This is a genomic window from Halomonas llamarensis, assembly GCF_023555005.1.
GTDB lineage: Bacteria > Pseudomonadota > Gammaproteobacteria > Pseudomonadales > Halomonadaceae > Vreelandella > Vreelandella llamarensis.
In genome coordinates this window covers 1-12,169 of sequence record NZ_JAMJPJ010000019.1, presented here as the reverse complement: position 1 = coordinate 12,169, position 12,169 = coordinate 1, and the positions used below count along the sequence as shown (strand labels likewise).

Genomic DNA, 12,169 nt, shown 5'->3' with positions numbered 1-12,169 from the left:
ACCCCGGTTAACAGCAGGATTTTTGTTTTTCACTGTTGTCATTTCTGAACCGTTTATTCCATAATCATGGAGCTACAGTGCAAATTATTGCATTTTACTTTTCTAAATAAGAAAGAGGTTAAAATGGCTGATTTTCCGCTACACACCGCTGAAAGCGCACCGGAAGCTGCACAAGCGAACCTTCAGGCTGCTGAAAAGAAGATGGGCTTTCTGCCTAATATTTTTGCCAAAATGGCGGAAGCACCCACCCTGCTAGAAGCCTACATGACACTGGATGGCATTTATGCCAAAACCAGCCTGAGCCCCGTAGAGCAACAAGCTGCCTTGCTTGCGATTAGTGCCGACAATCACTGCGCCTTTTGCGTGGCAGCGCATACCGGCGGCATTAAACAAGCCGGTGCCGACGACGAGACCGTTAAGGACCTGCGTGATCGCAAGACGCCTAACGATGCCAAACTAGCGGCCGTCACGCGTTTTGCTCGCCACTTGAACGAACAGCGCGGCTGGGCTGAGCAAACCGAGCTGGATGCCTTCCTTGAAGCAGGCTTCACGCAACAGCAGGTACTTGAGCTAGTCATTGCCTGCGCTCTTAAAACACTTTCCAACTACACCAACCACGTTGCTGGTACACCACTTAACGAAGAACTGAAGCCGCTCGCTTGGGAAGCCCCGGCGTCATAATCCTTTTGCACATGTGGCCGCTCAAGCGGCCACTTTTCATTTTACCTGGAGACATATATGATCGACGTTATGGTTGCTTACCCGAATACCGACACACTCTCTTTTGATGATGCGTATTACATTGAAAAACACTCGCCGCTAGTGAATTCGCTACTTGGCGAACACGGGCTGCGTTATCTTCGAGTACACCGTCGCATAGACCCTCAGGCACCCTATCACCTTGTGGCTCACTTGGGATTTGAATCTGCACAGCGCTTTGAGTCTGCCTTTGCTGAAGTGGGCGATCAGTTACTTGCCGATATCGCCAACTTCACCAACGTAGACCCTGTTTTGCAGGTAAACGAAGTCGTTGATACGCCAGCCTAGTCTACAATGTAAATATAAGCCGCTCCTTATCATCAGACGTTGCTATTGAGGACTATCGTGACCACCACCACCACGCGCTCTTCCGATGAACATATTGCGTTGCTGCGACCAAAGCTTATCGCTTTCGCCCGCCTACAGCTGCGGGATAACACGGCTGCCGAAGATACCGTTCAGGACACGCTGGTTACCGCGTTGGAAAAACACGACTCCTTTGCCGGACGTTCCGCCTTTGAAACGTGGGTATTTGGCATATTAAAAAATAAGCTTCTGGAAAGATTCCGCCAGCAACGTCGCTATGTCGCATGGCAAAGTGATGACCAGAGCGACGAAGACTCGCTAGAAAGCTTATTTCAAGACAACGGACGCTGGCAGGCGGCGAATCGACCAAAGCCCTGGGGAGACCCCGATCAGGTGCTCGAAAACGCTGCATTTTGGAAAGTGCTGGATGCCTGCCTCATCGCATTACCGGAAAACACGGCCCGCATCTTCACGATGCGTGAATTCATGGAGCTTTCAACACAGGAAATATGCCAGACGCTGGACATAACAGAGACCAACTGTTGGGTCATCCTTCACCGCGCGCGGTTAAAGTTACGCGACTGTGTTGAAAAAGGTTGGTTAATGTAATGTGAAAAATAGCAGCAAAACACCTGCACGGAACAACAATCCGCTGCTCTACCCTGCTAAAACGCTAATACAACTCGTCAAAATACGCTTATTGCGCCGGCATTTCTGGTCGTCCCGATAACTGTGAAGGCGCCGACTTTGCCGCTCAGCACACCGTTGGCCACGTGACGATATTGCTGTTTGTTACCCAAGCTAATCACCTAGAAACCTACCCACCAAATGTTTGACGCATACAAGAGCGGTAATCCTCAGAGAGACTGCATTCCTCCCTTATAAATCCAAATTCAACTGTAAAGTTTTTCGTGTTACGACCACGAACCCTATAAGAATAGCGATTGGCCAGCGCATAACTGAGATCAATAAAGGTATCTTTTAAGCGACTGCTAAACCCAATAGAACATTCATCCAGGGAGACACCCTTATGCAAAACGACACGACTACACCGCCTGCCAATGCGTTTCCTGTAGAACGTCATGCCCATTGGTTATTGCGGCTGGGCCTTGCCAGTGTCTTTATTTACATGGGAATCGACAAATTCATGGGCTCAGGTGTCGCCGAGTTTTCTGCCATGATGAATTTACCCGTCGCTCTTGGTGCTCTTGTCGCCTTGGGCGAGATTGGCACCGGTTTGCTCATCATTCTTGGTGGGCTGATGGCCAGTCGTTTTGGCGATGCCATTACTCGCCTGGGGGCTCTTGGCATGGTTCCTATATTGCTTGGTGCTATTTTCATGGTGCACTGGGGGCAGTGGCACTTTATGTCCACCGCGTCACACCCTATGGGCGGCATGATGTTCCAGATGATGCTGGCGATGATGGCAATCTATTTGCTAGCCAAAGGCAATAAAGCTTAACCACTTAACTTAATAAACCGATACCTTTGTGTAGGAGGCTTTATGTCAGACGACAAACGAAAAACATTACTGGATAGCCTAACTAAAGGGGTCGCCTATGCCGTCCCCGTTATAGCCCTGGTCGCCGGTGGTTCAGCACTGCATGCCATCTACTCTGACGTCACCACTGAAACAGGCTATTACATGATGGCTGAAGCCGAGGGCGAAGGAGAAGCCGAGGGCGAAGGAGAAGCCGAAGCTGAAGCTGAAGCCGCTTCATAGATGGCAAACTCACCTTAACCTGCGCATTTATATCATACTAGCTTTGCTAGCTGAGGAGTTCCCTATGCTGATGTGCCGCGAAGCCACGCGCTTGATGTCACTCAACCAAGACAGAGCGCTTACCTTCCGGGAAAGAACAGCGCTACGTTTTCACCTTTCCATGTGTGGAGCCTGCCGTGCCTGCGCACGTCAGTTTGATCTGCTCCACGCTATTGGTGAACACCACCCTGCCGCATTAAAGACGCCATCGACATCCGATGACTAGGAGAAACGCTATGCGCCCACTGCAAGGCGTTGCGGTTATCGTCGGTTCGCTGGTGATAAGCAGCGCGGCAATGGCAGATATCTTGCTGACCCCCAACCAGATCATGACTTGGCCAACTCGCAGTTTTGACGGTGAGACCCACTACGAGATTGTCGCAAAAGACGGCGCCAACGTACTCCAGGCCCAGTCGCGAGGCCAGGCGTCGGCACGCTACCTGGAACGCGAAATCAATCTCGATGAAACACCCTACTTGCACTGGTGCTGGCAGGTTAATGCTACTTATCCAGGACTCGACGAAACCACCAAGGCAGGCGACGATTACCCTGCTCGTGTCTATGTGGCACGCAAAACGGGGCTGCTGCCCTGGCAAGTACAATCCGTCAACTATGTCTGGTCGTCGACGCAAGACGCTGGTAACACCTGGACCAACGCGTTTACCGACCGCGCCGAATTGATGGCACTGCAAGGAGGCTCATCCAGCGTGGGCGAATGGGTCGCCGAAGTGCGCGATGTCCGCGCCGATTTTACCACCTTGTTTGATGAATCGGTCACGACCATCGACGGCGTTGCCTTGATGAGCGACGGCGACAACTCAGGCAATAATGCCACGGCCTGGTTCAGCCAGCTAGGTTTTTCGGCAAGCGAAAAGCCCCCTGCCTGTCCCTAGGCGTTCAATACTGACGTTGACGACAAAATTGCAGCGTGACGCTAACGCGGCACCAACCCAATCGCTGCTCCAACCCAAGCGGCCCGATCAAATGACCGGGCCGCTTGAGTTGCAAGAAATAACGAGTGAGTTATTCAACCAGTGTCTGCGCAGCCTCCAGGAAGTCCGCGCCGTTAGTGGCAACGCGCTCTTGATCCAGCGTTTCAGATCCTAAGTGAACTTCCTCCAGCGAGACCGCCATCGCTTCGACTTCCGCGTCAATTTTTTGCAGCGCATTCTCAATGGTGTAAGTGACCATGTGAATTTCGCCCATTTGCTCATTGGAAATCGAATCAGCTGAAATCAGCTCGGCAAGACGCGCATTACCTTCAGAGAAATTCGTCACCGCTTCTTCCAGCGTTTTAGCTTCTTTACCTTCAAAGTGGTCAGCGCGCTCGTGCTGATCCGCCACGGCCATACCGCTGCCTAAAAGACCGGCTAACATTACCAGGGCAATACGTTTCATAAATGACTCCTTGCTGATGGTTGAAGATTTGGACGATAAACCGCACTTACTGCTAACGATTCTTATTCAAACCTATCACCCTAAAAGCATAATAAGAAGTATTATTTTTTGCAACCGTATCAAAACCTGACTTATATCATTCCCGCGTTAATCCCCTGGCCCACACTCCATACAGCGTTCGGTAATCACAAGGCCTTGTTTCAAGTTAGCATTCAGGTCACGCAACCCGGTACGTAATCCCTCTTCCAACACAGGATGATAAAACGGCATCGTCAGCATTTCACTGACGGTGAGTTTCTGCTCCAACGCCCAGGCCAATAAATGTGCCATGTGCTCGACTTGCGGCCCTAAAAGCTCCGCGCCCAAAAACTGCCCGCTGCCGTGCTCAGAAAAAAGTGCCATATACCCGTGGTTTTCACCCATCACAGTGGCACGCCCTTGATCATCAAACGAAGCGCCGCCCTCCGCGATGCAGTCGCAGCCGCCGTAACGCGCTTCTAATGCCGGTCGGCTATTCCCTACTGTGGCTATTTGCGGTTCGGTAAACACCACCGATAGCGGCACATGGCGCCGTCCGATTTGTACGTTCTCGAGATTAGCGGCGTTGCGCGCGGCAATCTGCCCCTCGGTAATCGCCTCATGCAAAAACGGTACCGCCTGATTCGCATCACCGGTGATAAAAATATGGCTGTCGCTGTCGTCGGCATTCGCGCACTGAAGGGTAAAACGGTTGAAATTGGGCACGCCGCGCTCGTTCAGGGCAAGCTCGGCGTTTTCAATATCGAGCTTATCGATATTGGGGCGGCGCCCGGTGGCGGCGAGTAGGTAATCAAAGGTTTCGGTCAGCTCGCGACCACTATCCCGCTCGATAAAGGTAATCGCTACGCCGTCGTCTTGGCGCTCAATGTGCTTTACCTCAGCGTCAGCATCAAGGTAGAACTCCCGGCTGAACACCTCGTCAGCCGTTTGACGCACCTTTTCCGATTGCAGTGGACCAATCGCGCCGCCCACACCGAACATGCGGGTACGCACGCCCAGTCGGCTAAGTGCTTGACCTAGCTCCAGGCCGATCGCGCCAGGACCGAATACTGCCATCGACTCAGGCAGCGTGTCCCACTCGAACACGTCATCATTAACAATCAAACGATCGCCAGCGGGCTCAAGCATCCCTGGCCAAATCGGGCGTGATCCGGTGGCGATGATAATCGCGTTGGCGGTGAGCTGGGTATGGTCGTCAATTTGCAACGTATGCGGCTGGATAAAACGCGCATGCCCGCGAATACGATGAGATTCAGGAATGCGCTTCATGGATTTGAGCACGTTACCCACAAAGCGGTCACGCTCGCCTTTAACCCGCGCCATTACCGCTTTTCCATCCACCTCAATACCGCTGACATTCACTCCGAAGGTGTTGGCGCTCCGCGCACGCTGCGCGGCCTCTGCGGCGGCAATCAGTAACTTCGAGGGCATACACCCGACGCGTGCGCAGGTAGTGCCGTACTCGCCAGCTTCGACCAAGACCACGTCATCAGTGTGTTTTTTTGCCGCGTGCCAAGCGCTAAGCCCCGCGCTGCCAGCGCCAATCACGGCGACATCGGTATGACGCTGCTGCATGATGTGTCTCCTTGATAGTAATATCGATATCTCACGATGGCATATCGATGCATCACCTTCCATCAAGATAGACAAAATGCCGCGTGATGCACGCGTGAAACCAACGCCTACACACGGCTAGATCAGCGCCTTTGCCACGGCCAGCGGCGTTTTTCTGGGTAGGTAAGAAGAGAAATCGCCGCATCTAGCGGCAGCAATACTGCCCCGAGTTGGCGGTGGCACACAGCACTACTTAGCACGCCGGGGCACTGTTTAAGTAGCAAATCACTGTGGTGGGAAGCACTGAGCACTTGCTTGGCAACAGGCGGGTTTACCAATGCGGCTTCTTGGTAACAGCGTTTGAGTTCGCGGCTCAACATGGCAAGCAGGCTCGCATCGAGCCAACACGGCAGTGGGTCATCAAGGCGGCCGGCAATAGAGTGCTGCACGGCTTCAAACGAGGTACGCAGAAAAATAAGCGTTTGACGCAGTTGTCGCTGTTCAGCGGTCATGGGTTCACCTATAGATAAAACTGATTCTCATTCACATATTTAAGTTACCTCTACCGACGCCATAAATCAACAGGCGCAATAAAAACAGATCCAACCTCCTATACTGTTACTCCTTCGCGGAGCCCCTCATCAGAAAGCTAAACCAGCAACGTTCGAACTGGGCCTCGTAGGATTCGTTCAGCTCGACCACTATCCCAGCAAACCTAAACCCGACACCTACTCACAAAAAGGCCGGTGCACATCGGCACCGGCAGAAAACGACCTTGCAGCGAGCTAGTCGACTCAATCTATCAACTCAATCTATCAACACTCTTACCTATCAACACTCAGACCACATTCGCACCAAGTTATTGTAGGTGCCTGTTAAAGCGACCAATTCCTCATGCGCCTCGCCTTGCTCCGCCCTCAGACGACGTAACGAATTATCCATTTCATAAAGCAGGCGGCGCTTTTCTGTGTCGCGAATCAGACTTTGCATGAACATATAGCAGCCCAACCGCTCACCTTTCGTCACTGGCGTCACTTCATGCAGCGACCCTGATGGATACGCGACCAAGCTACCGGCGGACAGTTTTACCGATTGCTCACCAAACGTATCGATGATTTTCAGTTCGCCGCCTTCGTACTCTTCGGGGTCAGATAAAAACAGCGTCGCTGACACATCCGTGCGCAGGTAGCTACCGTCCGGCAGCGCGCGCAAGGTGCTATCAATGTGCTTACCGTAATGGCTATCTTCGATAGTGTAACGGTTGAAGTTCGGCGGAATGATTTTAAACGGCATTACCGCACTCATGATCTCGGGGGTACGATTTAGCGCGCGCATCACCTGCATGCGTAAATCACGCAGCACATCTGAGCTTTCGGGAATTTGTAAGTTCTTTTTCACCTGTTTGGCCTGAGGGCCAGCGCTAATGCCGCGGGCCCACTCAGCGCCATGAAGCTGGCGGCGCATGGCCGCCAGTTCTTCAGGTGTCAGAACGTTATCGAAACTAACAATCATAATGTAACTCGCTTCAAAGCTAAGGCTTAAAAGTCGTAGCGCAAGCTGGCAATCACATGACGCCCTGGACCGGGAATGCCCTGAGCACCGCCTTCGGCCACTTGTGAAATGTACTCTTCATCGGCCAGATTGAAGGCATTAACGCGCAGCTGCAGATCTTGCGTGAAGCGATACGTGGTAGACGCATGGAAGACCGTATAGCTATCAATCTCAACCTGGCGACGGCGTCCACCTGGCTTTGAAGCCACATTATTGACCTGGTCATCGACATATTCCATCCCACCACCAACGGTCCACTCGGGCAGCACATCGTAGGTGGTCCAAAGGTTAAAGGTATGCTCTGGCGTGCCGCCTAAACGCGAGCCTTCTTCCCATGAGTTGTTGGAACTGCGCACTTCAGAGTCCATAAAGGTATAACTGGTATAAAGGTTCCAAGCGGGCGTCAAGCTACCCATTGCCCCAACCTCGAAGCCTTCCACGCGCTGCTCGCCATCCAGCACGTCGAGCATATCGCCACCGCCTTGAGCCGGTGTACGTGCGTTGGTTTTGTCGGTACGGAACAACGCAGCACTGACAAGCAGATTATCGGCCAGGTTCCATTTTGTACCCACTTCGTAGGCGATTGTCTTTTCAGGGTCGGTATCGAAAGCGGCTTCATCGATAATGTCTTCGCGTCCGCCTCCCTCAGCACTGCCGCCCCCGGCCAACTGCACTAAGCCACGATCAAAGGTGCCGGTAACGTCAAACGCGGTGCCGACTGACGCGTAAATAGAACCATTTTGCGTTGGCTTGAAGACCAGCCCCAGGTTACCGCTCCACTCGCTGTCGGTACGCGATGTTGCCCCGATGGGGTCGTCATAGCCAGAGTCGGTTGCCGTCGATTTAACGTGATCCCAGCGTACCCCGCTGTGCAGATCCCACTTCGGATTCAGCGCGATGGTATCCAACGCATACAAGCCGACTTGTTCGGACTCCAAGCGGTGGCGCGAGCCGTCATAAGGCGCGCTGGGCCGCGTCCGCGATGCCGGGTTATAGAGGTCCGTCGCCGGGCCTTTTACATCCGGACGACGCTCGTTTTCGATATCCACATAGCCAAGCTCAGCGCCCACAACCAGATCGTGCGACAGCCCGCCGGTTTCAAACGACGTAATCACGTCCGTTTGGTTGAAGAACGAAAGGTCTTCCTGGTCACGGGGTTTCAAGTCACCACGTACCTGCGCCTGAGAAAAATCACCGCTGCCCCATGCCGCTTCTGGAATGATCAACCGCGGCGATGAGGTGATCGAATCGTTGTGTACCCGGCTAGCGCGGAACTGGTTGCGCACCGCGACCTGATCGCTAAAGCGGTGCTCGACCGCCACGCCCAGCTGGTCAACGTCGATGTCCTGATAGTCGTCTTTATGGCCGTAGAAGTTGCTGAAGTCGATCCCTGGCGGCAGCTTGCCGGTGTAATAGCCATCAGGCGCGCGCTGACCACCCGGCGTCCGCTCTCCTCCTTTCTCGGTCAGCTCAGCGGTATCGCCACTGAAACCTGCCCGGTCAAACGGCAGGCCTTTATCTTCCAGGTTATTCTGGCGCGTGTGCAGGAAGTCGACTTCTACTTGAGTGTCGCTTTCCAGGCCCCATACATAGGCCGCATAAAAACCATGGCGTTCCTGGTTGGTCTCATCACGGCCAGGAACGTCTTGCGTATGATTCATCACATTGAGACGTAGCGCACTGTTGTCATCAATACGGCGATTGAAGTCGCCGGTAACACGGAACAGTGCATCCGTACCGACTGAGGTTTCAACGCGATTGCGGTCTTCCAACAGCGGTTTTTTGGTCACGAAGTTAATCGTACCACCGGCAGAGCCACGCCCTGAGAAGGCCGAGTTTGGACCTTTAATCACTTCGATTTGATCAACATAGAAGGGATCACGGAAGTAGTTACCCAGATCACGCGAGCCGTTGACGTTGATGTCATCACGGGCGTTAAAGCCACGGATTTTCAGCTGATCGCCGCCGGGCGGATTACCTTCACCTGCTTGCAGGCTGATACCTGACACGTTACGCAACGCATCGCGTAGCTCGGTGACGTTCTGATCTTCCAACAAATCATTGGTTAACACCGTCACGATACGCGGCGTCTCTTGCACGCTGCGCTGATACTTCACGCTATTCATAAAGGTACCGCGATAGCCCGTTACCGTAACGGTATCTAACTCTGCAGCGGGGGCATCGTTAGACTGCGCCTGGGCATTAAAGCTAGCAGCCGCTAGCATACAGGCGCTCGCCGCCATGACGGTGCGACCCAGCGATGGCGTATTAGTTGTCGGGGCGTGGGGTTCAAGCGCGGTTGCCAACGCTTTTTTCTTGGAGAGTGCCATTGTGTTTTTCCCTTGAGGAAGGTTTATCAAAGCGTTATGAGCCGCCCGAAAACAAATGCACCTCTTAGCGTTTCACAAATGCGAATGAGGTGTTCTTTTGTTTGCGATTCTATATAGATAGTCAATTGATGTAAATCATAAGAATTAACATTCGCATAAAAATCATACTGTTTACACGCTAACTAAAATGTCGGCAGAATTGCCTAACCAAGCTCGTTTAAAACATCGGGACGCCGCATGTACAGGTTGCCATGCCACTCTCTAAGCCCGCTTATTGGGCTTGGTACTACTGCACTTTTTCTGGGTAGTGCCGACATGCAAGAGTGGGCCATGTACGCCGCTTGGCGATATGGGACAAGAAGTACTTTCTCTCTATACTGGTGGTTAGCTTATTAGCAGGTGGCAATTCAATATCTGACTCGTCGTTAGATATTCCGCCCCACCTTCCCCTTTTCGTTACTTCCAGGTCATTTGAGGATGTTATGGGTCTTCAAGAAATCGCCGTTGGTGGCATCTATTTAAGCCCTTTACTGATCTACGCGCTAATGGGCTTTGTTGCTACACTCGCCTTTCGCTCGCTGCTGCACTGGGTGGTAGGCGAGTACGCCCTCTGGTACGAGGCCTGGTTCGACATCTCCCTGTTTGTGATCCTCACGGCTGCCACCACCTTTATCTTTACCGTCTTACTTGAAAGCCCTTGAGAAAGCCCTTGAGAACCCTCTAAGAGAGTCATTGATGCGCCCTTCGCTTCGTATTTTACTCACCCTCGTTATTGTCGCGATTGCCATTGCCGCCGGTGCATGGCTATGGCGGTACTACCTTTATACTCCCTGGACGCGCGACGCCCGCATCCATGCCGAAGTCGTCACCGTTGCCCCAGATGTCTCTGGCTGGGTGCGCACGCTTGAAGTGGCGGACACCGACGATGTTGCCCAAGGCGATACGCTATTTGAAATCGACGACACGCGTTACCAAGCTGTGGTCGAAAGCGCCAAGGCTACGGTCGAGCACCGCAGAGCTACCCTGGAGCTGAACCGTGCAGAAGAGGGCCGACGAAATCAATTGAGCAACAACCATGCTATCAGCGCAGAAAACCAGCAAATCGCCCAGATTAACTCGCGCATTGCCGAAGCCGATTTACAGCAGGCCCAGGCGGAGCTGGCCAGCGCCCAGCTTGATTTAGCGCGCACCCAAATAACCGCACCGGTCAGCGGGCATATCCTCAACGTACATCTCACCGCTGGCACTTACGCTAATCGCGGTACGCCGGTGATGGCGCTGATCGCTGACAACTCCTTCTACGTGGTGGGCTACTTCGAAGAGACCAAAATGACCTCCATCAACGTGGGCGATCCGGTGGATGTGATTCTGATGAGCGGCGACACCCACCTGGAGGGCCGGGTGGCGGGTATTGGTCGAGGCATTGCCGATAGCAACACCACCCTTAACCAGCAGTTACTACCTCAAGTGAAACCCACCTTTAGCTGGGTGCGCCTGGCGCAACGTATTCCCGTACGCATTGCACTAGAAAACGTTCCTGATGACACCCTGTTGAGCGTCGGTATGACAGCAACGGTGCGCATCCAACCTGCCGAACAGTCCGAGTAACCCATGTCGCCGTTTGTTAGCACCTACCTGACGCCCAATACCACGGCGGTCAAGTTTGCGATCAAGACCACCCTCGCGATGATGCTTGCCCTCTATATCGCGCTTTTGTTCGACTTGGAGCGCCCCTATTGGGCGCTGATCTCGGCGGCATTTCTGCAGATCCGCCCGATGAGCGGCATGGTGGTCGAGAAAGGTATCTGCCAGCTTGTCGGCACCTTAATGGGTGCCGTGGCGGGTATTGCCATTATGGTGCTGTTCGCACAAGCCCGCGTACCCGCGCTTAGCATACTGACCGCCTGGATTATGCTATGCACTTACGTGGGGTCGCTGTGGCGTAACAACTATACCTACGGCTGCCTGATGGCATCCGTCACCGCTATGCTGATTGTGGTCATTTCCAGCGGCAGCGCGCCCGCCGGGATCTTTGATATCGCCGTGGCACGCCTTACTGAACTGGGGCTGGGCGCCGTCTGTGCCATGCTGGTCAGTTCGCTGCTCTGGCCATCCCATGTAGGCGCCCACCTTGCCACTCAGGCCGACAGTGTCATCAACGAAGCCTTCGAGCATGCCGCCCTGCGCTTAGAAGCCAGCGACGATATTCCAGCCATGCAAAAAGCCCTGCGCAGTAGTCTCGGGCCGTTAACCCTGCTGGAAACCGACAGCCAGGCGGCTCGCTTTGAAGGCCCGGTTGGCCCCGGCCGAGTACGGGCAGCCCACGTACTAACCCGCCGCACGTGTAAACGCGCGATGGATTTGGCACTTCCTTGTGCCGTATTTGGCACCGTTTATGACGTACTTAAGTTTCCGTTTTCGCGATGGATTTGGCATTACTAGGTGGATGCCTATCAATCATCACATAGCG

15 protein-coding genes are annotated in these 12,169 nt (G+C 53.5%); 10 read left to right on the top strand and 5 right to left on the bottom strand.

Going from position 1 to position 12,169, the window contains the following annotated elements; all coding sequences use genetic code 11:
* Positions 1-123 precede the first annotated feature (123 nt).
* The 7 genes from M8006_RS11700 (at position 124) to M8006_RS11670 (ending at position 3,720) form a co-directional block, all read left to right on the top strand.
* Entirely contained in the window at positions 124-681 is a 558-nt protein-coding gene (locus M8006_RS11700; protein ID WP_250082383.1) for a carboxymuconolactone decarboxylase family protein, read from the top strand.
* Between the two features lie 57 nt (positions 682-738).
* Positions 739-1,047 (top strand): EthD family reductase, encoded by a 309-nt coding sequence (locus M8006_RS11695; RefSeq protein WP_250082381.1) that lies wholly within the window; start codon positions 739-741, stop codon positions 1,045-1,047.
* A gap of 57 nt (positions 1,048-1,104) precedes the next feature.
* Positions 1,105-1,674 (top strand): sigma-70 family RNA polymerase sigma factor, encoded by a 570-nt coding sequence (locus M8006_RS11690; RefSeq protein ID WP_250082380.1) that lies wholly within the window; start codon positions 1,105-1,107, stop codon positions 1,672-1,674.
* Between the two features lie 421 nt (positions 1,675-2,095).
* Entirely contained in the window at positions 2,096-2,527 is a 432-nt protein-coding gene (locus M8006_RS11685; RefSeq protein ID WP_250082378.1) for a DoxX family protein, read from the top strand.
* Between the two features lie 42 nt (positions 2,528-2,569).
* Positions 2,570-2,788 carry a hypothetical protein gene (locus M8006_RS11680; RefSeq protein WP_250082376.1) on the top strand — a complete coding sequence of 73 codons (219 nt, stop codon included), beginning with the start codon at positions 2,570-2,572 and terminating at the stop codon, positions 2,786-2,788.
* Positions 2,789-2,852: 64 nt separating this feature from the next.
* Entirely contained in the window at positions 2,853-3,053 is a 201-nt protein-coding gene (locus tag M8006_RS11675; RefSeq protein ID WP_250082373.1) for a zf-HC2 domain-containing protein, read from the top strand.
* 10 nt (positions 3,054-3,063) lie between these two features.
* Entirely contained in the window at positions 3,064-3,720 is a 657-nt protein-coding gene (locus M8006_RS11670) for a DUF3047 domain-containing protein (protein ID WP_250082371.1), read from the top strand.
* A gap of 130 nt (positions 3,721-3,850) precedes the next feature.
* Here M8006_RS11670 and M8006_RS11665 read toward each other — a convergent pair whose 3' ends face one another.
* From M8006_RS11665 to M8006_RS11645, 5 genes are all read right to left on the bottom strand, one after another.
* A complete protein-coding gene (locus tag M8006_RS11665; protein ID WP_250082370.1) occupies positions 3,851-4,225 on the bottom strand; it encodes a DUF6746 family protein in 375 nt (124 codons plus the stop codon).
* 147 nt (positions 4,226-4,372) lie between these two features.
* Positions 4,373-5,839, bottom strand: a complete 1,467-nt coding sequence (locus tag M8006_RS11660; RefSeq protein ID WP_250082367.1) for a dihydrolipoyl dehydrogenase — start codon at positions 5,837-5,839, stop codon at positions 4,373-4,375.
* Positions 5,840-5,961: 122 nt separating this feature from the next.
* On the bottom strand, positions 5,962-6,330 hold the full coding sequence (locus tag M8006_RS11655) for a hypothetical protein (RefSeq protein ID WP_250082365.1): 369 nt from the start codon (positions 6,328-6,330) through the stop codon (positions 5,962-5,964).
* 319 nt (positions 6,331-6,649) lie between these two features.
* On the bottom strand, positions 6,650-7,330 hold the full coding sequence (locus tag M8006_RS11650) for a Fe2+-dependent dioxygenase (RefSeq protein WP_250082363.1): 681 nt from the start codon (positions 7,328-7,330) through the stop codon (positions 6,650-6,652).
* A gap of 26 nt (positions 7,331-7,356) precedes the next feature.
* Positions 7,357-9,699, bottom strand: a complete 2,343-nt coding sequence (locus M8006_RS11645; protein ID WP_250082361.1) for a TonB-dependent receptor — start codon at positions 9,697-9,699, stop codon at positions 7,357-7,359.
* Between the two features lie 482 nt (positions 9,700-10,181).
* On the opposite strand from M8006_RS11645, the gene M8006_RS11640 reads away from it, so the two are divergent.
* Genes M8006_RS11640 through M8006_RS11630 form a run of 3 tightly spaced genes read left to right on the top strand, consistent with a single transcriptional unit; the run spans position 10,182 to position 12,141 of the window.
* Entirely contained in the window at positions 10,182-10,400 is a 219-nt protein-coding gene (locus M8006_RS11640) for a DUF1656 domain-containing protein (protein ID WP_250082360.1), read from the top strand.
* Between the two features lie 34 nt (positions 10,401-10,434).
* Positions 10,435-11,307 carry an efflux RND transporter periplasmic adaptor subunit gene (locus M8006_RS11635; protein WP_250082358.1) on the top strand — a complete coding sequence of 291 codons (873 nt, stop codon included), beginning with the start codon at positions 10,435-10,437 and terminating at the stop codon, positions 11,305-11,307.
* A 3-nt stretch (positions 11,308-11,310) separates the two neighbouring features.
* A complete protein-coding gene (locus M8006_RS11630) occupies positions 11,311-12,141 on the top strand; it encodes an FUSC family protein (RefSeq protein ID WP_250082356.1) in 831 nt (276 codons plus the stop codon).
* Positions 12,142-12,169 lie beyond the last annotated feature (28 nt).

Excerpts from the sequence above, each read along its gene's own strand:
- M8006_RS11700 (WP_250082383.1), top strand. The coding sequence starts at position 124 with ATGGCTGATTTTCCGCTACACACCGCTGAAAGCGCACCGGAAGCTGCA.
- M8006_RS11695 (WP_250082381.1), top strand. The coding sequence starts at position 739 with ATGATCGACGTTATGGTTGCTTACCCGAATACCGACACACTCTCTTTT.
- M8006_RS11685 (WP_250082378.1), top strand. The coding sequence starts at position 2,096 with ATGCAAAACGACACGACTACACCGCCTGCCAATGCGTTTCCTGTAGAA.
- M8006_RS11680 (WP_250082376.1), top strand. The coding sequence starts at position 2,570 with ATGTCAGACGACAAACGAAAAACATTACTGGATAGCCTAACTAAAGGG.
- M8006_RS11675 (WP_250082373.1), top strand. The coding sequence starts at position 2,853 with ATGCTGATGTGCCGCGAAGCCACGCGCTTGATGTCACTCAACCAAGAC.
- M8006_RS11670 (WP_250082371.1), top strand. The coding sequence starts at position 3,064 with ATGCGCCCACTGCAAGGCGTTGCGGTTATCGTCGGTTCGCTGGTGATA.
- M8006_RS11665 (WP_250082370.1), bottom strand. The coding sequence starts at position 4,225 with ATGAAACGTATTGCCCTGGTAATGTTAGCCGGTCTTTTAGGCAGCGGT.
- M8006_RS11660 (WP_250082367.1), bottom strand. The coding sequence starts at position 5,839 with ATGCAGCAGCGTCATACCGATGTCGCCGTGATTGGCGCTGGCAGCGCG.
- M8006_RS11655 (WP_250082365.1), bottom strand. The coding sequence starts at position 6,330 with ATGACCGCTGAACAGCGACAACTGCGTCAAACGCTTATTTTTCTGCGT.
- M8006_RS11650 (WP_250082363.1), bottom strand. The coding sequence starts at position 7,330 with ATGATTGTTAGTTTCGATAACGTTCTGACACCTGAAGAACTGGCGGCC.
- M8006_RS11645 (WP_250082361.1), bottom strand. The coding sequence starts at position 9,699 with ATGGCACTCTCCAAGAAAAAAGCGTTGGCAACCGCGCTTGAACCCCAC.
- M8006_RS11640 (WP_250082360.1), top strand. The coding sequence starts at position 10,182 with ATGGGTCTTCAAGAAATCGCCGTTGGTGGCATCTATTTAAGCCCTTTA.
- M8006_RS11635 (WP_250082358.1), top strand. The coding sequence starts at position 10,435 with ATGCGCCCTTCGCTTCGTATTTTACTCACCCTCGTTATTGTCGCGATT.
- M8006_RS11630 (WP_250082356.1), top strand. The coding sequence starts at position 11,311 with ATGTCGCCGTTTGTTAGCACCTACCTGACGCCCAATACCACGGCGGTC.